This is a genomic window from Hydrogenimonas thermophila (assembly GCF_900115615.1).
GTDB lineage: Bacteria > Campylobacterota > Campylobacteria > Campylobacterales > Hydrogenimonadaceae > Hydrogenimonas > Hydrogenimonas thermophila.
Map to the genome: position 1 here is coordinate 1 of NZ_FOXB01000028.1, position 23,073 is coordinate 23,073.

The 23,073-nt window shown below is 37.7% G+C and carries 39 protein-coding genes; 14 read left to right on the forward strand and 25 right to left on the reverse strand.

What is annotated here, in order from left to right; translation table 11 throughout:
• Window positions 1-2,495 (reverse strand): phage tail tape measure protein (locus BM227_RS08650; protein ID WP_092913038.1); only part of this gene is annotated, 2,495 nt, incomplete at its 3' end.
• Window positions 2,496-2,522: 27 nt separating this feature from the next.
• Here BM227_RS08650 and BM227_RS12635 point away from each other — a divergent pair.
• Window positions 2,523-2,741 (forward strand): hypothetical protein, encoded by a 219-nt coding sequence (locus BM227_RS12635; protein ID WP_143089722.1) that lies wholly within the window; start codon window positions 2,523-2,525, stop codon window positions 2,739-2,741.
• A 33-nt stretch (window positions 2,742-2,774) separates the two neighbouring features.
• Here BM227_RS12635 and BM227_RS08655 read toward each other — a convergent pair whose 3' ends face one another.
• The 10 genes from BM227_RS08655 to BM227_RS08700 all read right to left on the reverse strand — a co-directional run bounded on the left by BM227_RS08655 (window position 2,775) and on the right by BM227_RS08700 (window position 8,962).
• The gene (locus tag BM227_RS08655; protein WP_092913040.1) at window positions 2,775-3,035 is read right to left on the reverse strand and encodes a phage tail assembly protein; all 261 of its coding nucleotides are present in this window, start codon (window positions 3,033-3,035) and stop codon (window positions 2,775-2,777) included.
• Between the two features lie 10 nt (window positions 3,036-3,045).
• Window positions 3,046-3,525, reverse strand: a complete 480-nt coding sequence (locus BM227_RS08660) for a phage major tail tube protein (RefSeq protein ID WP_092913042.1) — start codon at window positions 3,523-3,525, stop codon at window positions 3,046-3,048.
• 10 nt (window positions 3,526-3,535) lie between these two features.
• On the reverse strand, window positions 3,536-4,723 hold the full coding sequence (locus BM227_RS08665; RefSeq protein ID WP_092913044.1) for a phage tail sheath protein: 1,188 nt from the start codon (window positions 4,721-4,723) through the stop codon (window positions 3,536-3,538).
• A gap of 61 nt (window positions 4,724-4,784) precedes the next feature.
• Window positions 4,785-5,114, reverse strand: a complete 330-nt coding sequence (locus BM227_RS08670; RefSeq protein ID WP_092913046.1) for a DUF1353 domain-containing protein — start codon at window positions 5,112-5,114, stop codon at window positions 4,785-4,787.
• 236 nt (window positions 5,115-5,350) lie between these two features.
• Window positions 5,351-5,737: a hypothetical protein gene (locus tag BM227_RS08675; protein WP_092913048.1), complete on the reverse strand. Its 387-nt coding sequence runs from the start codon at window positions 5,735-5,737 to the stop codon at window positions 5,351-5,353.
• Window positions 5,738-5,747: 10 nt separating this feature from the next.
• Window positions 5,748-6,437 carry a hypothetical protein gene (locus tag BM227_RS08680; RefSeq protein ID WP_092913050.1) on the reverse strand — a complete coding sequence of 230 codons (690 nt, stop codon included), beginning with the start codon at window positions 6,435-6,437 and terminating at the stop codon, window positions 5,748-5,750.
• The gene (locus tag BM227_RS08685; protein ID WP_092913052.1) at window positions 6,430-6,900 is read right to left on the reverse strand and encodes a hypothetical protein; all 471 of its coding nucleotides are present in this window, start codon (window positions 6,898-6,900) and stop codon (window positions 6,430-6,432) included. The genes BM227_RS08680 and BM227_RS08685 overlap by 8 nt, the downstream gene beginning before the upstream one ends.
• Window positions 6,888-7,604: a phage tail protein gene (locus tag BM227_RS08690; protein ID WP_092913054.1), complete on the reverse strand. Its 717-nt coding sequence runs from the start codon at window positions 7,602-7,604 to the stop codon at window positions 6,888-6,890. The genes BM227_RS08685 and BM227_RS08690 overlap by 13 nt, the downstream gene beginning before the upstream one ends.
• Window positions 7,594-8,688 (reverse strand): baseplate J/gp47 family protein, encoded by a 1,095-nt coding sequence (locus BM227_RS08695; protein ID WP_092913056.1) that lies wholly within the window; start codon window positions 8,686-8,688, stop codon window positions 7,594-7,596. The genes BM227_RS08690 and BM227_RS08695 overlap by 11 nt, the downstream gene beginning before the upstream one ends.
• The gene (locus tag BM227_RS08700; RefSeq protein ID WP_092913058.1) at window positions 8,672-8,962 is read right to left on the reverse strand and encodes a hypothetical protein; all 291 of its coding nucleotides are present in this window, start codon (window positions 8,960-8,962) and stop codon (window positions 8,672-8,674) included. The genes BM227_RS08695 and BM227_RS08700 overlap by 17 nt, the downstream gene beginning before the upstream one ends.
• Window positions 8,963-9,070: 108 nt before the next feature.
• Between BM227_RS08700 and BM227_RS08705 the strand changes: the two genes are divergently transcribed.
• From BM227_RS08705 to BM227_RS08765, 13 genes are all read left to right on the forward strand, one after another.
• Window positions 9,071-9,313, forward strand: coding sequence for a hypothetical protein (locus tag BM227_RS08705; protein ID WP_092913060.1), 243 nt, complete (start codon window positions 9,071-9,073; stop codon window positions 9,311-9,313).
• Window positions 9,294-9,773, forward strand: a complete 480-nt coding sequence (locus BM227_RS08710) for a phage baseplate assembly protein V (protein WP_092913062.1) — start codon at window positions 9,294-9,296, stop codon at window positions 9,771-9,773. Before BM227_RS08705 ends, BM227_RS08710 begins: the two co-directional genes overlap by 20 nt.
• A 1-nt stretch (window position 9,774) precedes the next feature.
• Window positions 9,775-10,173, forward strand: coding sequence for a hypothetical protein (locus tag BM227_RS08715; protein ID WP_092913064.1), 399 nt, complete (start codon window positions 9,775-9,777; stop codon window positions 10,171-10,173).
• Window positions 10,170-11,057 carry a phage protease gene (locus tag BM227_RS08720; RefSeq protein WP_092913066.1) on the forward strand — a complete coding sequence of 296 codons (888 nt, stop codon included), beginning with the start codon at window positions 10,170-10,172 and terminating at the stop codon, window positions 11,055-11,057. The genes BM227_RS08715 and BM227_RS08720 overlap by 4 nt, the downstream gene beginning before the upstream one ends.
• Window positions 11,057-11,950, forward strand: coding sequence for a Mu-like prophage major head subunit gpT family protein (locus BM227_RS08725; protein WP_177202026.1), 894 nt, complete (start codon window positions 11,057-11,059; stop codon window positions 11,948-11,950). Before BM227_RS08720 ends, BM227_RS08725 begins: the two co-directional genes overlap by 1 nt.
• 108 nt (window positions 11,951-12,058) lie before the next feature.
• The gene (locus BM227_RS08730) at window positions 12,059-12,364 is read left to right on the forward strand and encodes a hypothetical protein (RefSeq protein WP_092913070.1); all 306 of its coding nucleotides are present in this window, start codon (window positions 12,059-12,061) and stop codon (window positions 12,362-12,364) included.
• Window positions 12,355-12,717 (forward strand): hypothetical protein, encoded by a 363-nt coding sequence (locus BM227_RS08735; protein ID WP_092913072.1) that lies wholly within the window; start codon window positions 12,355-12,357, stop codon window positions 12,715-12,717. The genes BM227_RS08730 and BM227_RS08735 overlap by 10 nt, the downstream gene beginning before the upstream one ends.
• Window positions 12,708-13,172 (forward strand): DUF1804 family protein, encoded by a 465-nt coding sequence (locus tag BM227_RS08740; protein ID WP_092913074.1) that lies wholly within the window; start codon window positions 12,708-12,710, stop codon window positions 13,170-13,172. Before BM227_RS08735 ends, BM227_RS08740 begins: the two co-directional genes overlap by 10 nt.
• Complete coding sequence (gene terL, locus BM227_RS08745) at window positions 13,159-14,616, forward strand: phage terminase large subunit (protein WP_092913076.1); 1,458 nt, start codon at window positions 13,159-13,161, stop codon at window positions 14,614-14,616. The genes BM227_RS08740 and terL overlap by 14 nt, the downstream gene beginning before the upstream one ends.
• A gap of 152 nt (window positions 14,617-14,768) precedes the next feature.
• Window positions 14,769-16,091 carry a phage portal protein family protein gene (locus BM227_RS08750; protein WP_092913078.1) on the forward strand — a complete coding sequence of 441 codons (1,323 nt, stop codon included), beginning with the start codon at window positions 14,769-14,771 and terminating at the stop codon, window positions 16,089-16,091.
• Window positions 16,088-17,302: a PBECR2 nuclease fold domain-containing protein gene (locus tag BM227_RS08755; RefSeq protein WP_092913080.1), complete on the forward strand. Its 1,215-nt coding sequence runs from the start codon at window positions 16,088-16,090 to the stop codon at window positions 17,300-17,302. The genes BM227_RS08750 and BM227_RS08755 overlap by 4 nt, the downstream gene beginning before the upstream one ends.
• A gap of 128 nt (window positions 17,303-17,430) precedes the next feature.
• The gene (locus BM227_RS08760) at window positions 17,431-17,661 is read left to right on the forward strand and encodes a hypothetical protein (RefSeq protein ID WP_092913082.1); all 231 of its coding nucleotides are present in this window, start codon (window positions 17,431-17,433) and stop codon (window positions 17,659-17,661) included.
• Window positions 17,658-18,104: a phage virion morphogenesis protein gene (locus tag BM227_RS08765; protein WP_092913084.1), complete on the forward strand. Its 447-nt coding sequence runs from the start codon at window positions 17,658-17,660 to the stop codon at window positions 18,102-18,104. The genes BM227_RS08760 and BM227_RS08765 overlap by 4 nt, the downstream gene beginning before the upstream one ends.
• Here the strand turns inward: BM227_RS08765 and BM227_RS08770 are convergent.
• The 14 genes from BM227_RS08770 to BM227_RS12765 all read right to left on the reverse strand — a co-directional run bounded on the left by BM227_RS08770 (window position 18,075) and on the right by BM227_RS12765 (window position 23,045).
• Window positions 18,075-18,521, reverse strand: coding sequence for a hypothetical protein (locus BM227_RS08770; RefSeq protein ID WP_092913086.1), 447 nt, complete (start codon window positions 18,519-18,521; stop codon window positions 18,075-18,077). The genes BM227_RS08765 and BM227_RS08770 overlap by 30 nt on opposite strands.
• A complete protein-coding gene (locus tag BM227_RS08775) occupies window positions 18,521-18,733 on the reverse strand; it encodes a hypothetical protein (RefSeq protein WP_092913088.1) in 213 nt (70 codons plus the stop codon). The genes BM227_RS08770 and BM227_RS08775 overlap by 1 nt, the downstream gene beginning before the upstream one ends.
• A gap of 136 nt (window positions 18,734-18,869) precedes the next feature.
• Window positions 18,870-19,316: a hypothetical protein gene (locus BM227_RS08780; protein ID WP_092913090.1), complete on the reverse strand. Its 447-nt coding sequence runs from the start codon at window positions 19,314-19,316 to the stop codon at window positions 18,870-18,872.
• A complete protein-coding gene (locus BM227_RS08785; RefSeq protein ID WP_092913091.1) occupies window positions 19,306-19,536 on the reverse strand; it encodes a hypothetical protein in 231 nt (76 codons plus the stop codon). The genes BM227_RS08780 and BM227_RS08785 overlap by 11 nt, the downstream gene beginning before the upstream one ends.
• Before the next feature lie 62 nt (window positions 19,537-19,598).
• A complete protein-coding gene (locus BM227_RS08790; RefSeq protein ID WP_177202027.1) occupies window positions 19,599-19,793 on the reverse strand; it encodes a hypothetical protein in 195 nt (64 codons plus the stop codon).
• A complete protein-coding gene (locus BM227_RS12915) occupies window positions 19,790-19,957 on the reverse strand; it encodes a hypothetical protein (RefSeq protein ID WP_218147934.1) in 168 nt (55 codons plus the stop codon). The genes BM227_RS08790 and BM227_RS12915 overlap by 4 nt, the downstream gene beginning before the upstream one ends.
• 115 nt (window positions 19,958-20,072) lie before the next feature.
• Window positions 20,073-20,294 carry a helix-turn-helix domain-containing protein gene (locus BM227_RS08795; protein WP_092913095.1) on the reverse strand — a complete coding sequence of 74 codons (222 nt, stop codon included), beginning with the start codon at window positions 20,292-20,294 and terminating at the stop codon, window positions 20,073-20,075.
• A 2-nt stretch (window positions 20,295-20,296) separates the two neighbouring features.
• Complete coding sequence (locus tag BM227_RS08800) at window positions 20,297-20,920, reverse strand: hypothetical protein (protein ID WP_092913097.1); 624 nt, start codon at window positions 20,918-20,920, stop codon at window positions 20,297-20,299.
• Complete coding sequence (locus BM227_RS12760) at window positions 20,904-21,080, reverse strand: hypothetical protein (protein ID WP_177202028.1); 177 nt, start codon at window positions 21,078-21,080, stop codon at window positions 20,904-20,906. The genes BM227_RS08800 and BM227_RS12760 overlap by 17 nt, the downstream gene beginning before the upstream one ends.
• Entirely contained in the window at window positions 21,080-21,286 is a 207-nt protein-coding gene (locus BM227_RS08805) for an NrdR family transcriptional regulator (RefSeq protein ID WP_092913099.1), read from the reverse strand. The genes BM227_RS12760 and BM227_RS08805 overlap by 1 nt, the downstream gene beginning before the upstream one ends.
• A 54-nt stretch (window positions 21,287-21,340) precedes the next feature.
• Complete coding sequence (locus tag BM227_RS08810; protein ID WP_092913101.1) at window positions 21,341-21,718, reverse strand: hypothetical protein; 378 nt, start codon at window positions 21,716-21,718, stop codon at window positions 21,341-21,343.
• 99 nt (window positions 21,719-21,817) lie between these two features.
• Window positions 21,818-22,375 (reverse strand): glycoside hydrolase family 108 protein, encoded by a 558-nt coding sequence (locus BM227_RS08815; RefSeq protein ID WP_092913103.1) that lies wholly within the window; start codon window positions 22,373-22,375, stop codon window positions 21,818-21,820.
• Window positions 22,376-22,471: 96 nt separating this feature from the next.
• A complete protein-coding gene (locus tag BM227_RS08820) occupies window positions 22,472-22,954 on the reverse strand; it encodes a host-nuclease inhibitor Gam family protein (RefSeq protein ID WP_177202029.1) in 483 nt (160 codons plus the stop codon).
• A complete protein-coding gene (locus BM227_RS12765; protein WP_177202030.1) occupies window positions 22,878-23,045 on the reverse strand; it encodes a hypothetical protein in 168 nt (55 codons plus the stop codon). Before BM227_RS12765 ends, BM227_RS08820 begins: the two co-directional genes overlap by 77 nt.
• Window positions 23,046-23,073: the final 28 nt, after the last annotated feature.

Sequence of the window (23,073 nt, forward strand, 5' to 3'; positions counted from 1 at the left end):
ACATTTGGTACTTTTACAGCTGGATTGATGGTTGGAGTTTTGATATTTGGTGCTATGGTTGGGATGTTGAATTTGGGGGTTTGTGTTGCTACTGGTTGAGCCGTTGCAAGTGTTGCACCTACTGTAGCAACTGTAGCTACCTTTTTAGCAGTTTGTCCTATCTTTTGAAGTGGTTTTTTCTCTTCATCGTCACCAAACCATCCGCTAAACCAACCACTCTTTTTCTCTATTTCTTTATCATTTTTTTTCTTATTATCACTCTTATTGTCGCTCTCATTGTCTCCAAAACCAAAAAAACTCTTTATGCCTCCAACCATTTTTCTAAACCAAGCAAATTTGCTTTCTAACCAATCAAAAGCCTTTCCCCAAGCTTTTACAATTAGCCCAAGCGGAGAATAACTAAAGACTTTTTTTATGAACTCCCAAGCTTTATGGATTCCATTTCTGAACCAATCAAATTTATTATATGCGTAAACAACACCAGCGACTAATGCAGCAAAGCCAGTAATTAGAAGTCCTATAGGATTTGCATTCATAGCGATGTTCAAGAGCCACTGTTTGGCTGCTGCAAATGCATTTGCTATACCAAATCCTCTTATGAATGAGCTGATAGTTCCAAAAACTGCCAACGCTCTTGCGCGTATATTTAACCCACCAAGAGCAGTGCTAAAAAAGGCGGTTGTTGCAGCAGCTACTTTTTGAGCTCCTGAAGTCAGCATTGTAGCTATGTAGTGTCTATTTTCCCAGAAACTTGCAATTTTTAGAAGCCCAGTTTTAATACCAAGCATTCCATTCACTGTGCTGAGTCCAGCCATCATAGCACTTAGTGCTATGCCAACACTCCCAGCTACAAAAGCAAAAGCCCCAAGCCCTGCTACAGCGTAAAAAATGTATTTGACAAAAGAGTTACTGTTTGCTATTCCATCAAGCCACTTCACCAGCTGCCCGATCTTTTCACTTGCAAAATTTACCGCAGGAGCTAAAAATTTACCAAATGTAGCAGAAAGATTAAAGATCCTCTGTTGTAGTATCTCAAACTCTTTTCCTCTGTTTCTAGCCTTAGCCATCGCTTCTGTATCAGCTAATTTTGCACTGTTTAGATCTTTTTGTGCAGCTTTGAGTTTGTCTGTCTTGTTAATTAACGCTGAAATGATCTTTACCGCCTCTTCAGAACCAAAAGCTTTTTTAAGCTCTGCCATCTCATTCGCGTCAAATTCACCATATTTTGATTTTAGTTTTTCAAGTATTTTTGTCATAGGCAAGAGCTTACCTTCAGCGTCTGTAAAAGTAAGTCCAAGCTTTTTTTGCGCTCCTACCGCACCAGCTAGAAAAGCTCTATATCCTGTCCCAGCTTCAGCAGCAGAACTAAATGCATCTTTAGCTACTCCGACAATTGCAAGCTCTTCACTCAAGCTAACACCCATCGCTTTCGCAGTTGCACCTATGTTACTAAGTCCTTGCACAAGATCCGATCCATCCGTTCGAAAAGCTTGTACCGCTTTACCGATACTAGCACTAAACCTTTTCCCAAAATCTATGTCAGTCTCATTCGCACTCTTAAATATTCCATACCCAAGTGCAAAAAGTTTTGTCATCTCTTCTGTGCTACTCTTTGTGGCACTTGCGGTTATTGCGGCAAACTTTGTGAACTGTGCCACACCTTCAGCACTCAAAGAAGAGATACCGGACTTAATATCATAGCTTGCTTTAATGAACTCAGGCGCAGTAACTCCAGCAAATTGATTACTCATCTCTTTCGCGGCTTTTGTGATCTTTGCAATACCACTTTCATCAATACCAAGGCTTGCAATATCACCTTGAGCCTTTTCGATCTCTTTGTAAGCATTTATCATTGGAGAAAAAGCAGAAGTAACAACTCTTCCTAAAGCATAAAATTTTGTAGAAACTATAGCCACTTTTGAAGCAGTCTCTCTTAACTTATTATTAAGAGCCTTTGAAGCTACCTCTGCTTTCTTAAGTCCATCTTCAAGTGAAAGCTTTTTATCTGAGAGTTTTTCAACTAAGTTATCTGTTCTTTTAAGTTCATCTGAGAGTCTTTTACTCTCATCTTCAGCTCTTTGAAGCTCTTTATCTAAACTAATCTTTTTATTATTTAGTCCGTCTATCTCTTTATCGATATTCTCTATCTCTTTTTCAAACTCTTTTGCACCAATTTTGCCACTATCGAAAGCTTTTTTTAGATCTATTTTCTTTCTGTTTAAAAGATTTAACTCGTTTTCAATATCTCTTAAAGCCTTTTTAGTGCTTACTATTGCTTTGTCATTCAATTCAATCTTTGATTTAATTTTAAAATGCAAAGAGTTTAAAGAGGCGATCTTTTTTTCAAGCTTATTTATCTCATTAAATGAAGTTGTTGCATCAATACCTTTTATGCTTTTAGAGAGATTTCCAAAACCCTCACTCATCTGTGCCAAGGGCTTTGAGACTCTATCTATCGCACTTAAAACAATCCCAAGAGTCATAAGTTTTTCCATCTTAAGCCTTTATGATATAATCAAACTATGAAATTCATACTTTTATCTTTTTTTGCAATGCTGCTTACAACCATTGTTGGCATCAATACAAATATAGAGCAAACACTTCTTAATTTTGTGCTGCTCTCAATTTTTTTTCTTGTTCTTCTTCTAAAGCTAAAAGCTTTTGCAAGTAAACTTTTATCTTTGATACTCTCATTTGCAAAATCTCACTATAAGAAAATTTGTGTTTCATCAAAAAGATAACAACATCCTCAAACGGAGCCAAAAAAGCCCCGTCTAAAACAAAAAAGTCATCATCTCATTCATAACTGCCATATAATTTTTAGCTTTAAACTTTCTAAAATCATCAGGCGATATCGGATGAGAAGTTACAAGGTTGCTCGCCATTTGGGTTAGAGCTTTACCGATTGATTTTTTATCACCACCAGAAAACTCGCCCATTATTTCTTCTAAGTCAGCTCCTATAGGCTCACGAAATTCAAGCTCTTTGATCTCTTTGCCATCAATCTTTTCTGCTATAACCAATTTTACTTTCATGCATCACCTCCTATAAAATAGCGTTTCTAGTCTCTTCAAGTATGTCACTGCCGTTTAGCCTACAAATGTAGTTCTCCATATCAACAAAGACCACCTCTTTACCATCTATCTCTTTAGTATATTGCATAGGATAGATTTTAAGAGTATATTTCTTTTCACTCGCATACTTGCTCTCACTTGGCTCCAGGTCAAAGCTACCTACTATGGTATGCACTAGTGTTGTATCTTTTGAACTTTCGGTTACTCTCTCTTTAAAGACAAACTTCGCTTTATGTAGCTTTGCCATTGCAGAGTAGTAAACATCGTTTACACTTCTTACAATCGCTTCAGCCTCTAGCTTGTCAAGCACTCCGCTATCGACCACTGCACTGTTTGGACTATCTATCTTTTTAGTCTTTACAACAGGCTCTTTGAAACTATCACAAAGCCCTAAAAAGCCAACACCCTCAACAAAAACATTTATCTCTTTTACGTTTGCATGTAGTGCCATCTACTCTCCTTTATCCATTTATGATTTTATAGACCACATCGCTATAGATGTCCACACGATTAAACTCTACCGCTATCTTTACAGGTTTAGGATTCTCTTGAGCCAAAACCTTAAAATAGAACTCCCCGTTAGTGATCGCGGTTGGAGTAGTTAGATCAGTATCAAGCTCTATCATCCCGCCTATTAGCACCTCTTTACCTATCATATCTGCTACAAATGCTCGGATGGTATCTTTTGCCTCTTTTACGGCTTTTACCCCTCTGTCGCTATCGATAAAAGGAAAGATAGCAGGTAGCACTGCAAAGGTAAGCTTGTCAAAGATTCGAACCCTTGTAGCATCTTGAAGTAGTGCATCAGCCGAACAGGTCTGATAGTTCCAAACTCTTATGCCTTGAAACTCTATGAATGTAGTTATCTGATTGTTTGTAAGCAGATCGGTCTCATCAGGAAGTCCTAGTATGAAGTCCACATCTTTGGTAGCGTCTGCAACTGGTAAGAGTTTGTTGCTTAGAGAGTAGCTCCAACCAACACCTCTTGTTGTATCACTTGCATCAATCGCGCATCGCAAAATGCTTAGACAAAAGTTAGCGCTAAACTCATCACTACTATCAATTAGCGTGTTCCAGTCTTTGATGTTGCAGTAAACTGGAGTTACCCGCTCACTTCCAAACTGTCCGCGTTTAGCCAGCGCATCGCTTCCGTCTGCTGCATTTAGATCAACAAATGTTCTAGCTCTTAGCAAATGAGTAGTAGCTACAAGCTGTTTTGCTACATCTATGTCGGTTGTATGGTCTGCTACTGCTATGATGTCAGGTCGTACCTTGTACATTGCAGGTACTTTTTTCAGGTCTGCTATCGCTTGGATGATATTTGTCTTTAGTGCTGATTCATCTTCATCCCACTTTGCAACGCTTACAACAGTCGGTACGATTATCTCGTACTTATTGTTTGCCCAGATTAGATATTTAAAAATATTGCCTTTTAATCCTCCCATTTTAAGGGTATATTTCAGATCATCAAGAGTTCTTTCACCCATAAAATGCATCAAAGCCTTAGGCACACTATCAAAGTAGTGCAATTCATTAGCCTCTACTTCATCGCTAACTAAAACCATCGCTATCGGTTCAGTTGCACTTACTCTTACAGGACGTGCGCCTATGGCTTGCCAACTACTTACTGCACCTCTTGCTATACTCATGTTTTCCTCCTTACGATTTGTGAGACTAAAGTCTCATCCCCTTAAATTTGGGGTCGAGACTTTAGTCTCGTCTAAACCTTTTTTTGCCAAAGAGGCTTACCGCTTTGTACATCAGGTATGCTTTCGCTCTATTTACTCCAGCCTTTCTCATTCCTTTGTAAAATATGCGATTCGCCTCTTTAAAACTCACATCTTCAGCACCACTGTAAAGGTAGTCGTGTAAAACTGCTACCTCTACATACTTTCCAGTAAATGGACTACCCACCACAGACCAAAAGATACGTGGTATGCTCGCTCCATCGGTAACAAACCCAGCAGGAACCTCATACCCCATTATCTTCATAGGTTTAACCAAACGGTACTTACCGCCGCCACAGTACTCTAAAACCATCGCTTAGCCTTTTGTGGTATAATTACACCGTGTGATGATTATGTAGAGCGTTCTAAGTCCCCCTTAGGACATTTTGGCGGGTAGCTCCCGCCTTTTTTTTTGCCTGTAGGATAGGGGCGGGAACTTTTTTAAGGGGGCTTAAATGCTCTATAATGTAATCATCACACTTATCCTTCTTGCACTCATCGTAACTGAGTTGCATTAGGATAGGCGGGACTAAAGTCCCGCTTCCTGTTTTAAAGTGGATACTCCGGATACTCCGGTTCTCTATCTTCCTCTATCGCTTTTTTAAGCTCTTGTTTACACATCTGTACCCAAGTTACACGGATTCCAACTTTTATGAGCTGGATGTAAGCCTCTTTGTTTTCATCTGTAACATCTTCTACAACTTCATCTAAAGTTTTACCTGCAAAAAAGTTTTGCACTCTTGCAACAATGTCAGCTTCAAGGTTTTCAGCTCCGTTTGCTTTTAGAAGGGTGGTAAAGTACTCTTTGTCGGCTTGATCTGAGGCTTGTTTGCTTTGTGGATAGTACCGATAAATAAAAGTACTAATTTGAGAATCTAATAACACTCTTGTATTTTCTAACTGGTTAATTTCTGCTTCATATCTCAAATTTTCCATTTTCTACTCCTTAAATAATTCTTTTTAAAGTGAGTGTTACTTCAATATCTTCTGAAGCTGTTTTATCACCTTCATTCAGATAGAAAAGTATCTGATTATGCTGGGTATATTTATTACCAGTAAATAAACTTCGTGCTTGAACTTTTACCTGTGCACCATTAAAGGCATGTGAACTTCTCACAATCGGCAAATCTTCAAGTAAACTATTATTTGTATGTCCATAGTGAGAATATAAGAAACCTACATTTGCGCCATAAACTGAACCACCTTTTCCAGCAGTGTTAAAAGAGATATTTCCAATATAAATACCTCCTGAGATCACACCATCACCATATTTTAAACTTGCATTATTTGCACCATCAAAAAGAATGATATAAGAGCTTTTATTTTCAGTATCCAAATCTCTTGTATTCCAAAGAACACTTCCATCAAGTTTTGTACCTTGTGGAATTATTTTTTTAAAAATATAATCATAAGAAATTTGATGAACTTTCAAATTATTTTTCCAAGTATCAAGATCATCAATCTTATCATTAACCAGTTCGTTTGTGGTATCGATCTGCTTTTTAGCGTCATCTGCTACTTTTTGCCATTCAAGGCTCAAAGCATTTGCCTTATCTTCTAGTTTTTGAAACTGTCCATCGTATCTTTGTAACAGTTCAAGCTGTGCTTGATTCAATGCATCTAATGTACTAGCCATTTATTACTCCTTTATCGATTAAGATTTTTTCAAGTTCATTTACCCTTGCAGTCAAAGCTTCCAGTGTGGGGAGATATAACTCATCAAACTCTGTTTTTGTGATATAGTCGTTTGCTTTAAAAACAATCTCTCCAGCCTCACCGCTTACTGCAAACTTCAAAGTTTGTACACCGCCAACACCTACAACAAAAGTTATCTCAGGTGTTTCTCCCTCACTTATAACTACATCATCACCATTTACTACCCGTAAAAACTTCATCGGTGTGGTGATGTTCTCTTCTATTGGCACTTCAAAAAGAGCCGTTAGTACCTTGTCGCCATCGTAGTAGATAGATGTAAACTCATACCGCGTGATCTCGTTTTTGTCGCCATCTAAAAGTACTGCATACTTTAGATTGGCTTTTAGATCTTCCTTTAAAAGCTCAAGCCCCTCTTGGCTTGGCAAAAGCATCAAACCTGCCATGTCATCGCTCCTTGTATCTGATTTATGCTATCAAGTGTTGTTTCAATGGTTGCCTCCTTTTTTAATGTAGGATTGAGAATGTAGGATGTAGGATTGAGGATTGAGGTTGTAGGATGTAGTTCATAGGTTGCTACTTGGTTTAACTCTATCTTTGTATTAACTGTTCCATTGGTTCTGAAACCTAAACCCTCAAACCTAAAACCTACATTTGCGTCCTGGTTAATCTTTGGTTTAAAGCTACTTGCACCGCTTACTTTTACCTGTTCATCAAAAAAGAGTTTGAAACTAACCCCGTCAAAAACACTTCTAACATTTTTAAAACTCTCTACTCTTTGCCTAATGCTGCCAAGCCTTACTTCGTCAAACTTCTCATCTATGTTTTGAGTAAACAGATCCATTCTAAAATGAAAATCATCTAACTCTACTAACTCATTTTCAACATCTGCTTTTAGATTGTTTTTAAGGTAGCTTACAGTTCCAGCACGTTTTAACTCATCTATCGCATTTGCTATCGCCTCTCTTTGCTTAGGTACACTTAGATCATCTATCTTTACTCCAAGCTCCAAAGCAAAAAATGGCAAATACCTCTCATCACAACTCAAAGGATCATCATCAAAAAGCTCCTCTTTTAATAAAGCTCTTCTATCTTCAGAGCTTACCTCAAAATAAGCTTTTAACTCTTCACTTACATAATCAGGAAGCACTACGCACCTCCAGCTTAAAGCTAAATCGCATCACCTCGTTAAACTCGCATTTAACGCTATTTAAAGGAGAGTTTAACTCCACATCAACCACATTGCTATCACTAAGCAGATCATAAACCTTTGCAATAGATAAAAAGAGTCCAAACTTACCTTCAAACTCATCAAATCTACTCTTAACAGCTTCCAAATCTACCAGTTGCAAATCTCTTACTACCAAAGTAGCCTCTACATTTACATCAATTATCTTTGCAATTTGCACCTGCACTTTGTCAGTTAGTGGTCGTATCTCTTCACTATTCAAGCCATCTAAAACATTCTCCACCATCTCATCGGTTGTTTCAAAGTTGTAGCCTAAAATCGCTACATCCACCACACCAGCACCGCCATTGCTTACTGCAACCTCTTTTACTCTTACATTAGCGCTCTTTGCATAGTACTCATACATAGCACGACTTCCAGCAGTTGTGCGTCTCTCGCGACTTAGCCAGATGCGTTCTCGGTATCTCTCATCATCTTCTACATCTGCCCCGCCTACAAAAGCTGTAAGCTGTTTTACCTTCACTACAAACGGAAGAGGAGTTAAAATCATCTCAAGCTTTCCATCAAAGCTTTCAGTCTCACGTTGTAGCTCTACAACTCCAACAGACTTTAATAAACCTGCTCTTATGATGACATCTTCTACTATTTCAGCCATCTCTACACCATCGCCGACCAAAGTACCAGCAGGTATGACGGTATCTGTATCTTTTACAATGCTTAGACTAAACTCTACATCTGCCTTTGGTCTAACACCTGTTAGCCTCTGAACTCCAAAACGACTAATGCCTATGTGATCCAAGTTACTACCAGTGGCATATGCTAAAAACATCTGCTTTATTCTCTCATTCAAATTCGCTCGTAAAAGCAACTCTTCATAAGCGTCTGCCTCTATGAGTGTCATTAGATCATCCGCTTCACTCTCTACGTACTCGATCCCCTTGCTTGCTAAGATCTCTTTTACTCTGGCAAGCTTTCTGGCTACTATCGCTTCATAGTCAAGCGGTTCTATTATGGAAGGAAAAGGCAAATCACTTAAACTCAACATCGACACTCATCCCTTCGTTAAACTCTACTACTATCTTAAAGATGCCGTCGCTTAAAGGCTGAATCTCTACATTGTCCACTTTTACCTCTGCAAGATTTTTTTCTATCGCCTCATATGTCCAGCTGATGGCATCTAACATAAAGCTACTATCTACCTTTCTATCCAACAGTTCATAGAGTCTGCTTCCAAACTCTGGTCGCATAACCCTACTACTCAAAGGAGTAGTAAGCACTCTTACCACTGCTAAAGAGAGTTCTATCTGTCTTTTTTTCATAGTGCAATTTTTTCAAAAAAATCTGCCAAATTTATCCATATATATATATCTGGACAAATTTGACGCTTTTTTACGCAAAAATTTCAAAAATCGTATGAAAGGTAGCAAATGCAGGAACTATTGGCTAATGCAAAAGATTTCTTAACAGTAGTAAATCTACTGCTTGTTGCACTTGTTTTTCCTGCAATCAGGTTTATTAGAACTTCTGTACATGCAAACCTGGAATTGCAAAAAACTATAAAAGAGTTAAGAGATGAGCTCCATTTATTACGCAATATTCTTTTTGATATTGCGGATGGAGACACAATAAAAAAACATTTAAAGAGAAAACATGAGTCAAGAGTTGCTTAGAAAGCTTAGTAACATCGTGCAAGTTGGCACCGTTACAGAGACAAAAAGCGATGAAGGTTTAGCCCTAGCGCGCGTCAACATCCTTGGACGTGTGACAGACTTTCTGCCGATTGTGATGATAAGCAACTCATTTATGAAAGTGTGGATGCCGGTACAGGTAAACGAACAGGTGCTTGTAGTCTCTCCATTCGGTGAGGCAAACAGCGGTTTTATCATTCCTAGCGTCTATCACAAATCAAACAAAGAACCGGAGGGAAGTACAAGCAAAAACGCCATCTTCCAAATAGGTCAGGTCAAGTTTGTTTGTGACGGTGAAACTGTAACGGTTGAGAGCAAAAACTTCAAGCTCGACCGTGAGGGCAATCTAACTGTAACAGGTCGCATTACCGACACATTAGGCGATCTAACAGGTCACGAGCATAGCGTAAAAGATCATAGCACAGCAGTAAGCAGGGGGTAACATGGGTTTTTTCGGTTCGCTTTTTGGAGCAAAAGAGATAGTTGAAGATGGCTTAAAGATGATAGATGAAGCCTTTTATACAGATGAAGAAAAGGCACAAGACAAGCTAGTTTTGCTTGAAAAAAAATCTGAACTTAAGATCAAGCAGCTAGAGGCTTACCATCCGTACAAAAAAACTCAAAGATTTTTAGCTTTGAGTTTTGTCTTTATCTATCTTTTCATTATGCTCAACGGAGTTGTAGGACAACTCTACGGAGTAGTTAGCATAGATGATGTAAAAAATGCACTTAAATTTGCAAATGAGATGTGGCTGGGTGAGATAGTTCTGATAATAATTACCTTCTATTTTGGAGGTGGAGCAGCAGAGGGAATCTTAGAAAAGATGAAAGGAAAGAGATGAGCAAACTACTATTGGAAATGAATGCAAACTCTAAAACCAAAGAGGTAAAGATCTCTCCAGTGGGTCTTTTTAGCGGCTACGATGGCAGAGTTTACAAGCTAAATGAAACCACCATAGCCGCCACAAAACAAAGAGGGCTTGACATCCCGCTAAACATAGAGCACTGCTTTACACAAAAAGGGTGCGCTGCAGTAGGCTGGTTTAAGCTAGATACACTTGAACTAAAGGAGGATGGAGTATATGCGCAGTTAGAACTTACAAAAGAGGGGCAAGAGCTAGTAAGCTCTAAAACATACCGTTACCTAAGTCCGGAGTTTAGCGTTGATGGAGATAGAAACGTCGTCACAATAGATGCAGTCGCACTTCTTAATACGCCAAACTTTAACCTTGAGATAAACCAGCGGGGTCCCCATTATGACAATAATGGGGTGCAACTTAAACAAAAGGATAGCGAGACTAAAGTCTCGACCCCAAATTTAGGGGCTGGGACTTCAGTCCCACAAAACCAAAATTTAGGGGCTGGGACTTCAGTCCCACAAAACCAAAAACCAAAGGAGGAAAACGAAATGGACGAAAAAGAGTTGGAACAACTTCGCAAAGAAAAAGAAGAGCTTTCAAAAGAGCTGAAGTTACAAAAAGAGTTCAACCAAAAACTCATAGACGATCTAAAAACACAGCAGTTAGATGAAGCGGTAAAAGCAAACAAGATTTTACCAGCTGAAAAGGAGCTTTTGAAAGAGATGAACATCGACACACTTAGAAGCTACCTTGCTACAAGACAACCACTAGGACATACAAAAGAGTTTAACACAAACACAAACCAACAAGCTAAAGAAGATTCAGCTTATGCAATTGCAGCAAATCTAGGATGGGGAGAAGAGTAATGGGAGTACTAAACAGCGAAACACTAAAAGCTATTTCAGTTGTCTTTAAAGATGAGTTTAACAAGGTTTTTAAAGAGTATAAAACTAACTATGACAAAGTAGCAACAGTAGTAAATGCAAAAGCTATAAGCGTAAACTATGCTTGGCTTGGCGATGTGCCGACTATGAGAGAGTGGATCGGTGATAGAGAGATCAAAACGCTAAAAGATTATGAGTACATCATCAAAAAGAAACGCTATGAAGCAACCATTGGAGTTGATCGCGATCACATCATCTTTGATACTCTAGGGGTAGTAAAACCGCGCATACAAACAATGGCTGCTGCTGCAAAAACACACTATGATGAGCTAACCTTTGGGTTACTTGAGACAAACGGTGAATGTTACGATAAAAAACCGTTCTTTGGAGAGCACGATATTGAAGGAAAAAAATACAACAACCTCTACGACTTAGAACTTAACCAGGAAAACTTCTTAAAAGTTCGTGCCGATATGATGAGCATCAAATCTGAAGCCGGCAGAAACTTAGGCGTAAAACCAAACCTTTTGGTAGTGCCTCCACAGCTTGAGAGCAAAGCTATAGAACTTCTAAAAGCAGATCTCATAAACGGTAGTACAAACATCACAAAAGGGATGGCTGACATCTTGGTAGTACCGCAACTCACAGACGATAAAAGCTGGTACCTACTAGACACTACTAAACCGATCAAACCGTTAATCTTGCAAATCAACAAAAAGATCACATTTACAGCGATGGATCGCCCTGACGATGAGAGTGTATTTATGCGTGCAGAGTTTAGATATGGCGTTGATGGTGAGCATAATGCGGGTTACGGTCTGTGGCAGTTAGCGGCAAAGTCGTCACCGGCAGACGATGAATCAACAGAAAACTAAAGAGAGCGAGACTAAAGTCTCGACCCCAAATTCAGGGGCTGGGACTTCAGTCCCACAAAACCAAAACTCAGGGGCTGGGACTTCAGTCCCACAAAAAGGGAGCAGATAGTGGATCTTGAAGATGAGCTAAAAAATATCTTGCAAACTGTCGTAACAAACAAAAATCTCATCACCCCCGAGGTGGTGAGTGAAGCTTTGAGAGATATGACTGAAATTGTAAAAGAAAAAGAGCTTGAGACTCCCTTTATGCTAGACATTGCGATATATCGCTTTTTTGTTAGGGTTAATGCAAAGGCACCTGAGAGTGTAACTAACTCTTACAAAGAAGCCCTAGAGAGATTAAAGATAGTACCACTAAAAGAGACAAAAAGTGCTTTAGCGGTTGTAGGTCAAAGGAGTTCGGTTTGGATATAGAAAAAAGAGTTGAAGAGTTACAAACAATCCACCCATTCATTCTTTTAGAATCAGAGCCAAATACACCAGGTGAATATCTCTTTTTTGAAAGGGTAAAAAATACAACCAACCCTGACTTTTTAGACTACATCTTTAAGATATATGTAGTAAGAAACGATCTAAGGCTTGAGACTTTAAAAGAGGTTGAAGAGCTTTTAAATAGCTTACTAAATTTACAATATGAATACTTTGAAGTGATAGACAGCATGAAACCCATCAAACTAGGAGACTTTTTCATAACCTACGAGATAACAGTACGCATAAACGAAAACTTCTCTTTTGAGTACTTACAGGAGACAGGACAATGGAGCTAAAACAAAAAAGAGCATACGAACTTTACAAAAACGGGATGAACCTCACGCAAATAGCAAACACACTGGGGCTAAGCCGTCAAACAGTTAGTAATTACAGAAAGAAGTTTAACTGGGATGAAACTCTACTTAGCGAACACTCCTTAGACGCTCAAGCTAAAGAGAAAGAGTTTATTTTAGAACTCATCAAAGAGTGGGACGCTAGTTTAGAAGAGTTAAAATCAAGCGATCTGACAAACAGACTGACTATCTTAGAAAAATATACCCGTCTCTACTATAAACTGAAAAACATAAACCAAGCCTCCGCAAAAACTGCAAAACTAAAAAAAGATGAGATCATAAAGCAGACCATATCAAACATAGCACGCCTTGCCATAAAACTAAACGATCAAGCAGTAGCAGAGTTTTTAAGTACTAACAGCGACACAATCGTGGAGATGGTGGATGATAGAACTTGAAGATCTAAAACTCTATCTTAAAAGTCTTCCAAATGAGATAAGAGATCCTGTAGATCTGAAAAAAGCAAAGAGAGACTTTTTTTACTGCATAAAAAACTATTTTCCTCATCACATAGCCTTTAGCAAGCAAGAGACAAGCGCATTTAGAAAGTTTGTTTATAGCAAGTTAGATACCCTTACAAAAACAGATAAAGAGATTTTGCTTACTGCCTACAGGGGTGCAGCAAAGACTACAACCGTCTCAAACCTTTACCTTCTGTGGAAACTCACACATAAAGAGAAAAGATTTTTCATCATCATAAGTTCAACCGAAACACTTGCAAAAGACATCTTCGATCTGATTAAAGAGGAGCTTGAACACAACACCCACTTTAAACAAGACTTTAACATAGAGGTGATCAAATCAACTACTACTGAGATAGTCATAAAAGTAGATGACTTTTTATGCAAGATTGCATGTTATGGAGCTGGAGCTAAAATACGCGGTAAGAGATTTCTAAGCTTCAGACCTGATCTCATAATCCTTGATGACATAGAAAACGATGAAAATGTCCTAAGCAAAACACAAAGAGATAAACTCTACAACTGGTACAAAAAGGTAGTGAAAAAACTTCCGGCCAGGGGCTCGCACTACAACATCATCATAGTTGGAACTATTTTACATCACGACTCACTTCTTAGCAGGATAAAAGATAGCGTAGACTTCTACCAAAACTTCCCACTGGTACTAAACTTTAAAACATGGAAGTTAGACAATCTGGCACTTGATGTAGATGAACTAAAAAAAGAGTATGCTGAAGATAAAGAAGCCTTTTTGCAAGAGTACCAAAACATCCCACTAAGCAAAGATGCGCTTACCTTCCCTCACTACAAAACATTCGATGCCATGCCAAAGTGCGATTTTTACTCCATAGGCGTAGATCCAAGTATGGGCAAAGCCAAAGGGGACTATTTTGCCATAGCCATCATAGGCTGGCAAAAAAAAGCAAAAAAACTCTACCTTAGTGCCAAAGGCTACAAGAAAAACCCAACAGATATGATCTACACCATTACACAAACATACATCCGCTACTCAAAAATTGCACGAACCATCATCGCCATCGAAACAGTAGCGTATCAAGAGTTTTTTAAAGATGTATTTAAAAGGCATGCAAAAGATACGGGACTGCTCATACCAGTAAAAGAGTTTAAAAACAACATCCCTAAAGAGATCCGCATAAACTCACTAGCTCCACTCATAAAAGATGAGACTATTTTAATAGATAGCAGCTCTCATCTACTCATTGATGAGTTAGACACCTATCCAAAATCAGCTCATGATGATTTGCTTGACGCTAGCGAAATGGCAAAACGAGCGATTGACACAGGCGGAGGCGTGGACTATGAGTTGGTACGAAAAAAGCAACGAGCATTTAAAGCCCTAAAAAGGCTTAAATTTGCTTAGGGTATATCAATCTATTACTCAAAACCATTTAAACGTTTTTAAACGTGAATTAAACGCGATTAAAGCTATATAAGGGTTGGACTGAAGTCCAATCCCCAATACGGGGTCGGGACTTTAGTCCCGCAATTAAAGCTATATAAGGAAGTAAGAGAATGAAAAATTTTAACTTACCAAAACTAGAAGTAAACCGAGAACTAAGTTACCTAACTATTGACCAGGTAAAAAAGGCTCTAAGTCAAAACGACTTTGATGCACTAAATCAGCTCTACTACCTCTTCATAAATAGAGACTTAAAAATAGCCGAAGGGGTAGAAAAGAGAAAAGATAAACTACTAAGTTTAGAGTGGGAACTAAAAAACCATCATCCGCTAATAGAAAAGATAAACATAAACGATCTTATCAAATCTTTGCAAGATAGCATCTACTACGGTTTTAGTGTCGTTGACATTGGCTGGGAGACTGACAGCGGTTTGCTCATCCCTACAGAGTTTAAAAAACTGCACCCCTTGAGTCTGAGAAAATGGGACAATACAGTAGATGAGTACTACTACTTCCACGAAAAAAACTCTCTAAATGAGATCAGACTAGAGAGCGTAAAAGAGAAGATCCTCTTTCACAACCACACAAAAAGCGAACACATACATACAGAAGCTTTGGCGTATAAGATAGCCTTTTATGCCATACTAAAACATACTGCAATTGTTTACAATATGCAATATTTCGACTCTTTAGCCATTCCGCCCATCATCGTAAAAAGTAGTAGCGTCGATGATGAAAAGAGCCTAAACGATCTCATAGCCCAACTTCAAAATCTAAAATCAAACTCATTTGGTATCTTCAATGAAAACATTGAGATTCAAACTTTGCTAAAACAAGGAACTCAAACAGACTTTTTAAGTCTAATCAACTACTTTGACAACCTCATTAGTCTCTACATCACAGGTCTAGGAATTGCAGCAGAGGGAAGCAAAGCAGGTAGTTTCGCACTTAGCCAAACAAGCCAAAACCGCCTAGATGAAAAGGTAAAAGCAGATGCTACCATTTTAGCAGACACCATAACAGAGTTTTTAAACCGCTACCTTAGCTACAATGTAAGCAACTTTCAAAGAGTAGAGTTTAGCTTTGTTTTTGAGAGTGAGACTAAAGTCTCATCCCCAAATTCAGGGGCTGGGACTTCAGTCCCACAAAACCAAAACTCAGGGGTTGAAACTTCAGTCCCACAAAAACCAACCAAAGAGAAAAACGCTAAATCCTCAACCCTAAAACCTAAACCCTTATCATACCAAGAACGCCACTTAGATCTAAACCCTTTAACAGATGTTAAAGATGAGTTAAATGAGGTTTATAAAATCTTAAAAGAGTGCAACTCTTACGAAGAGGCTCTTAGTAAAATAGAAAAGTTTGACAATCCAAAGATGGAGCAAACACTAGAGCAGCTTATCTTTTCAAACCACCTCTTAGGAGTGCTTGAGTGAGTGTAGCAAAAGATGTAGAGCATATAGTAAGCTTTAAACTCCCTCCAAAAGAGGCGATAAAGTACATAGAGAAAAAAGGGTATAAGCTTACATTTAATTACGACGAGATGATGCACGAAGCTCATCACAAAGCTTTTACTGTAGCAAAAATTACAAGACTAGACCTTTTAAGTGACATAAAAGAAGCGATCCAAGAGGCGCAAAAAAAGGGACTTAGCTACCAATCTTTTAAAAAAAGCATTAAACCAACTCTACTTAAAAAAGGGTGGTGGGGAGATGTTGAAGTTGTTAGCCCTAAAACAGGTGAAGTTAAAAATATCTTTGTAGGAGATAGACGGCTAAAAAATATCTTTTTAACCAATATGCGAGTAGCCTACCAAGTGCAAAAAGCAAAAAAGTATTATGAAGATGAAAATGTAAAATATCTCAAATATATAGCAGTGCTAGATAAACGCACCAGAGACTCACACGCAAAACTAAACGGCACTATCTTACCAAAAGATGATGAGTTTTGGGCTAGCCACTTTCCACCAAATGGGTGGAACTGTAGATGCAGAGTTAGAGCCGTTCCTGCACACAAAAAAGTAACCCCTACCAATAAAAGCAATCTTCCTGAGGGTGCAGTCCATCCAGACTGGGACTATGATGTAAGAGAGGGTAGATTTTTTGACAAATTTAGCGGTACAGATGTAGAGACAAAAGCTACTGCAAACTATGAAGATTTTAACCTGCCAAGTGCAAGCGAAATTAAGAGTCAAAATATCCCACCAGCTCCGCCAAGATATGAGACCATAAAAGATAGAGAAGAAAGCTTAAAGATTTTAAAAAAAGAGATCTTAGGAGATAAAAAAGAGCTAATTGTTAAAACTCCAATAACTGAAGTTTTAATAGATGAGCCGTTGTTAAGGCATAGCATAGAAGACAACAAAGATAACAGAGAGGTTTATGCAAAATATCTGTTGCCAACTCTAACCAAGCCTGATGAAATATGGGCACATAGATCAAAAGATAAAAATGATGGCTACTTTAAAAAAAGGTATAGATTTATAAAACTCTTCAAAGAGAAAAAAGATAATCTTTTAGCAGTTAGTGAGCTTAAAAGAGACGGCAGTCTATTTTGGACATTTTTTAAGATAAGCAATCTAAAACAGATAGATAAAAGAAGAGAGGGAGTTTTAATGTTTTTTAATAAAAAGCTTTTTGGGGAATAGGACCTAACCATTACGGTTTTAAGGAAAACCGTCAAACCCATCGGTTTATCTTAAACTCTCCCCAAAGTCCAAGACAGAGCCGACCGGTTAGCGTCTTGTATAATTATACCAAAAAAAAGGATTGACAGATGATAGAGACAACCTGCAAAATCAACCTAAAAACAGTTGATTACATAGAAGTAGAGTGTGCAAACTGCAAAAGCAGAGTGCAAACAAAAACCCTCATAAACTCCCGCTGTCCCAACTGTGGCTGTAACTACGATAGCAAAGTAGTAGATACTGTAAATTTCATCCTCTCAAATATGCTCAAATTAAAAGAGATCGATACCAATGTATCGTTTATAAAAGTAGAAAGATGAGCTTTGAGATAAAAGTAAGCCTAAAAGATGAGGCAGTTAAAAAGAAGCTGCAAGAGCTTTTAACCAAAGTCAGCGACACTAAACCACTGCTTAATCAAATAGGACATACTCTAATCGACCAGACAGAAGAGAACTTTGAAGATGAGAGCTTTTTTGGCAAGCCCTGGACGATCTCAAAAAGAGCAGAACTTGAGGGCGGAAAAACTCTTCAAGATACTGCACGCCTTGCAAGTAGCATAGATTACGAGGTAAGTGGATCTAAGCTAACAGTTGGAACAAATGTAGAGTATGCAGCCATTCATCAATTTGGAGGCAAAGCAGGACGCGGTAAAAAAACCGTCATAGAAGCAAGGGAATTTTTGCCAATTGATTCTGATACAAAAGAGTTACCAAAAGAGAGCGAAGATGAGATTTTAGAGGTTGTTATGAGTTTTTTTACATAATTCACTTGCGCTTCTAAAAGCCATATAAAGCCCATTTTTTCCTATGGCTTTTTCATCATCTATCTTATCATGCAATGCCATTAGTAAAAGTTTTTTACTAAGCTTTTCATCGATTTTACATTTTAAAAAGCTACTCATAACTTCAATCGCAACTTTTAAAACAATAGCTTTTTTATTTATAGTTAAATCACCTTTTATGGAGATAAAAAAGTTGGCACTCCAAGCTATAAATTTAAAAGGATCAATACTATTGACATAGAGTTTGTATTTTTCTTTGTGAGATATGTAGTGTTCTCTTGTTCTTTTAATAACTTCTATTTTATCCTTGGTTGTAACATCAACCCCAGATTTTTTGAGTGAATCAAAAAATAGTGTTGTCTTTTTTTGAAGATAATCAATGTTATCATGTGCATCCACTATAGCAACCCTTGCTCTTCAAGCTCTTTTACATCCGATATAGCCCGCTTTGCAATCTCATCTGTTGTTTTCTCAATATCCATAGCATTAAGCTTGTCTATAATCTCTTTGTCTATATGATTCTCAAACATATAATCCTCTTTTTTATCAGTGTCAATGATATCTTTTGCTAAACCTTCCAAAGCTTGAACAACCTCTTTTTCTAAAATCATAATCTTTCCTTTACATAACCATCTTTTTCATTACCAAAGAGTATTATACCAAAAAAACCAAGGCTACTCTAAAGCCTTAGCACTCTCTAAAAGCTCATCAAATTACCGAAAAACAAAGAGGAGATTTTAGAGGTTGTTAAGCGCTTTTTTGAACATAGTAGATAGTTTTTATATTTGTATATATTCCATATTTTCCATAAAATTTCTCAACATTATATGTTCCATCGTTTAATGTTTTCTTTAATTTTGATAGCATTTCCTTTGGATATTTTTTAGGATCTGGTAATCTAGCTAATAAAAGTTTTAATGCCACTTTTAGATTGCTTTTATTAGAAGTTTTTTCATATAAATGCCATCCCAAAAACCAAATAATTTTCATATCATCAAATACAGAAATATCTACATTTTTATAAGCACCATATTGCACTATTTCATAATAAACATTATAAACAATAAAAGATGATAGATCTTCATCTTGCATTAAAATATTTTTAATAGAGTCATCTAAGTCTTGATGCTTTAAAAATTCACTTTTTACAATTTTATATTTCTTTAAAAAATTATCAGGATATTTACGCTTCATCCCATATTTCCTCAATAATTTGAAGTTTTTCTCTATATTCCTTTGGCATTTCAGTTTTTTCCAACTCTTCAATAGTTTCACAATCTTCAAAATGTTTATCAAGCAATAAAAATATATCAGAATGTTTGTTTTTTACTTTTATCTCGCTAATTATTTCACTATTTTCTTTATATGCTTGATAAACCGCTTTTTTCTCTAAATCGCTTATAATCTTTCCCATAAATCACCTCTTAATAACCATCTTTTTCATTACCAAAGAGTATTATACCAAAAAAACCAAGGCTACTCTAAAGCCTCGGCACTCTTTAAAAGCTCGTTTTCTAGCTCTAGCAGGTAGCTACTAAGCGCTAAAAATGTCTCATCATCAAAGCTCTCTTTGTCAGCACTGCTAAGCAGCACTGAAAGGAGCTTGATCTTTAAGCGGATCTCCTCCATCTTATCTAGTGCGTCGCAAAGCTTTTCGTGCGCTTTCATCATAGCACCCCTTGAAGTTTTAGTCTATAAGCTTTCTCTTTTACTGCTCTGTAGGTTCTGTTTAACTCTTTTGCTATCATAGATATGCTATAATCCATCCCGTAAAGAGCGATGAGTCGCAACCCCGTTAGGGGATGGGACTTTAGTCCCACAATGAGTTTTGCCATATGCGGAATAGAGTCTAAAACTCTTATGGCGAAAATAACCGCTGGATTTGTAAAAGTTCATAAATTTGAAGAATTGATTTGAAGTGCAAAAAGCAGGAAAAACCTGCTTTGAAGTCTATAGATCGTTTAGAAGTTTTTTAAATTCTTTGATTGTCTGTAGTTTTGTTTGAAGCTTATTTATTTCAATCATTTGTTCTAAAACAATTTTTGCCAAATTAGGAATATCACCATTTGACCAATTTGAAACTGCAGATGGTTTTACTCCCAACCTCTCCGCCAACTCCTTCTGCGTCAGCCCCAACTCCTTACAAACCCTCTTTATGAGATTGCTTTCCATTCTTACCCCTTTAAAAGATTTAGCAGCTCTATGCTACTTGCTGTTAGCTCTTTTGCAGAATTTATGACCTTTTTTGCAAACTCCACCCTCTCAAAGAGCCTAGATAAAAGAGTCTTAAACTCACTAGAGCTTTGCAACTCATCTTTATAGAGTGCAAATAGCCCTAAAAGCTTTACATAAAGCTTCTCGTATGCACTATTTCCTATGAGCTTAAACTCTAGATCAAACTCTTTTAGCGCCTCTAAGATCTCTTTTGCTAAGTGCAGATCAAACTCTTTTAACTCCTCGCTCAAAAAGCCTATATCGACATATATCTTAAACTCCATTGAGTTAGTAAAGTGTTTATAAAGAGCGCTTAGCGTAGCAAGGTGTGCTTTTGAGATGTCGCTGCTTTTTAGCGCTATGTCACTGTTTGTAGTGCTAAAGAGTCTTGCTATCTCATCTAAAATCTCTGCTACATCTTCATCATCGCTAAAGGCTTTTAGCCTCTCTAGTCTCTTTAGATACTCTGCCCTTGCTAGTAAAAGTTCTCTATCGCTACTAACACCAAAGGCATCTTTTAGCGCCAAAGTAAGCGTCTTGCCGCTATCTTTTGCCTCTAGTAGCTCTCTAATGACGCTTATCATCTTTTATATTCACTTTTGCTATGTAGTAGAGTTTTTCGCTCTTTTCTTTTAAAAGCTCAAAGATAGGCACCATCTCTTTACTCACCCCATCTCTTAGCAGCTTTTCACTCAAAGCATTTAACTCTTGATTTAAGGCTTTTACTCTGCTTAGTACATCCATCACTGCCCCTTGTTTTCACTCTCTTTGATCTCTCCGATCTCTTTTAAGTACCTGTTGTACTCAAAAGGGAGCGGATCCTCTTTGACTAACTCTTTTGTCAAAAACCTGTAGCCACACTTAGCACACTCACGAAACCGCTCGGTCACAAGCCCTGTACGCGTAGCGTAAACTCTAGTTTTCATATGACCGCAGTATGGACACATCATTGAGTTAGCCTTTTTATTTTATTTTACTGTAAAACTACTTTGAAAGCCCTAAGTTTAGGCACTTTTAGAGCTTAAAAACTCCTCTTTGATCACTCTTTCTATCTCATCTAAAGATGGAGCATTCTCTTTAGCAACTCTACCTTCATAAAAGCCTTTTAAGTAAACCTTTGCCATCACACGCACCACACCGTCCCAAAAACCGGCAGGGGTTGAAGGCTTAGCACTGCTGTTTGTCCCTCTTATTTCTTTGAGTTTCTGTATGACCTTGCTTGCAGTAGCGCTACTTATGTTTAGATGATCAAAATATCCAAAATTCTCAACTAACCATCTGCTAAAGTTTTCAAATCCACTCGATTTGATGTTACCAAAAATCGGCTCTGCTAGTTTTTCGATAGTTTCAATCTGTTTAACTGTTATTAACTTTTGCTTCATCTTCAGCTCCTAAAGGTTTATGATTTAAGATTTAAAACTAAACCCTAAATCCTAAACCCTCTTTACGGGGACGGGACTTCAGTCCCGCTTTAGTCCCGTCTATGCCAGATCTAGCGCACGATTGATCCAGCCACCCAAAAACTTGAGATTTTTTGGATTTTTCTGCACTATCTTTACATACTTTTTAGCTCGTAAATGTTTGTAGGTGAAGTTTATATCTATGTTCATGTCCACCGCTATATCAAGTGCTTGCAAAGTAACTGGTCCTAAGATGCCATCTTCTTTTATGAATTCTCTTTGCAAAACCTTATTTACACTCTTTTGCAACAGTTTTACCGCTCTTTTTTGTCCCATATTTACCACGCTATCAAAGTATTCAACCGCAATAGTCGGATATATTCCATCTACATTTTCAGCACCGCAAGCTTTCCACGAAGAGTAGTAAAACTTCTCTACCAACTCATTTAGCTTCTCATTTTCATCAAGCGTTTTCTCGTAACCATCTACAACGCTTAACTCATCTATGATCTTCCACCCCTGCCAATCAGGATGAAACTTACTGCTTATACCTTTGTACGTTTTACCTCCAGTGTCATCTGGATCGTTTATGTATCCACCCTCATACTTTAAAACCCTCTTTAACGCTACTTCAAACATCGTTTAATCCTTTGAAATTAGTCTATATTTGCTTATCACATAGACCTCACACGCAAGCCAACCAGCCAAAAAACCAAGCGCCATGTCCATCATCTACTACTCCTTTACCTTCTCTAAGTATGGCTCAACTCTAAAGCTATCTTTTACCTTTTTTTCAAGCCCAAGTTTTACCAAAGTGGTATCGTCAAGCTCTTTTAGTTTCTCTTTGTCAGGTTTTTCAACAAAAGTTATGCAATCACTAAGACCATAAGCTTTAAGGCTTTTTAAAAGTGCTTCAACTTTAGCCTTATCTCTTGGCACGCTTACGCTTGTAACCAGTCTAAAACCTACCTTGCCAAATGTAAGCTCTTTGGTTCTTTTCTTTGCAAACTCATCTTTTTTACTAGCCGCAAAGAGTTCTACTAGCTTAGTAAGATGTTTTATCTGCTCCAAAATAGGTGCAACTTGCTTTTTTGCCTCCTCTTTTAGTGCATTTAATTTCTCGTTTAACTCACCTTCAACCTCATTTCTCTTTACCTCCAAGCTTGCTAGCTGTTTTAAAGCCGCATCTACATCGTCCCAGTTTTTTATCTCTTGCATACACCATCTCCTTAAATTTACTATCTTGCCAATAGACAAACCCATACCTGGTAGCAACTGCTACAACTCTTTTCTTTACAACCTTTAGCATGCTAAATCCTTTTAGGGAAAAGGGGTCG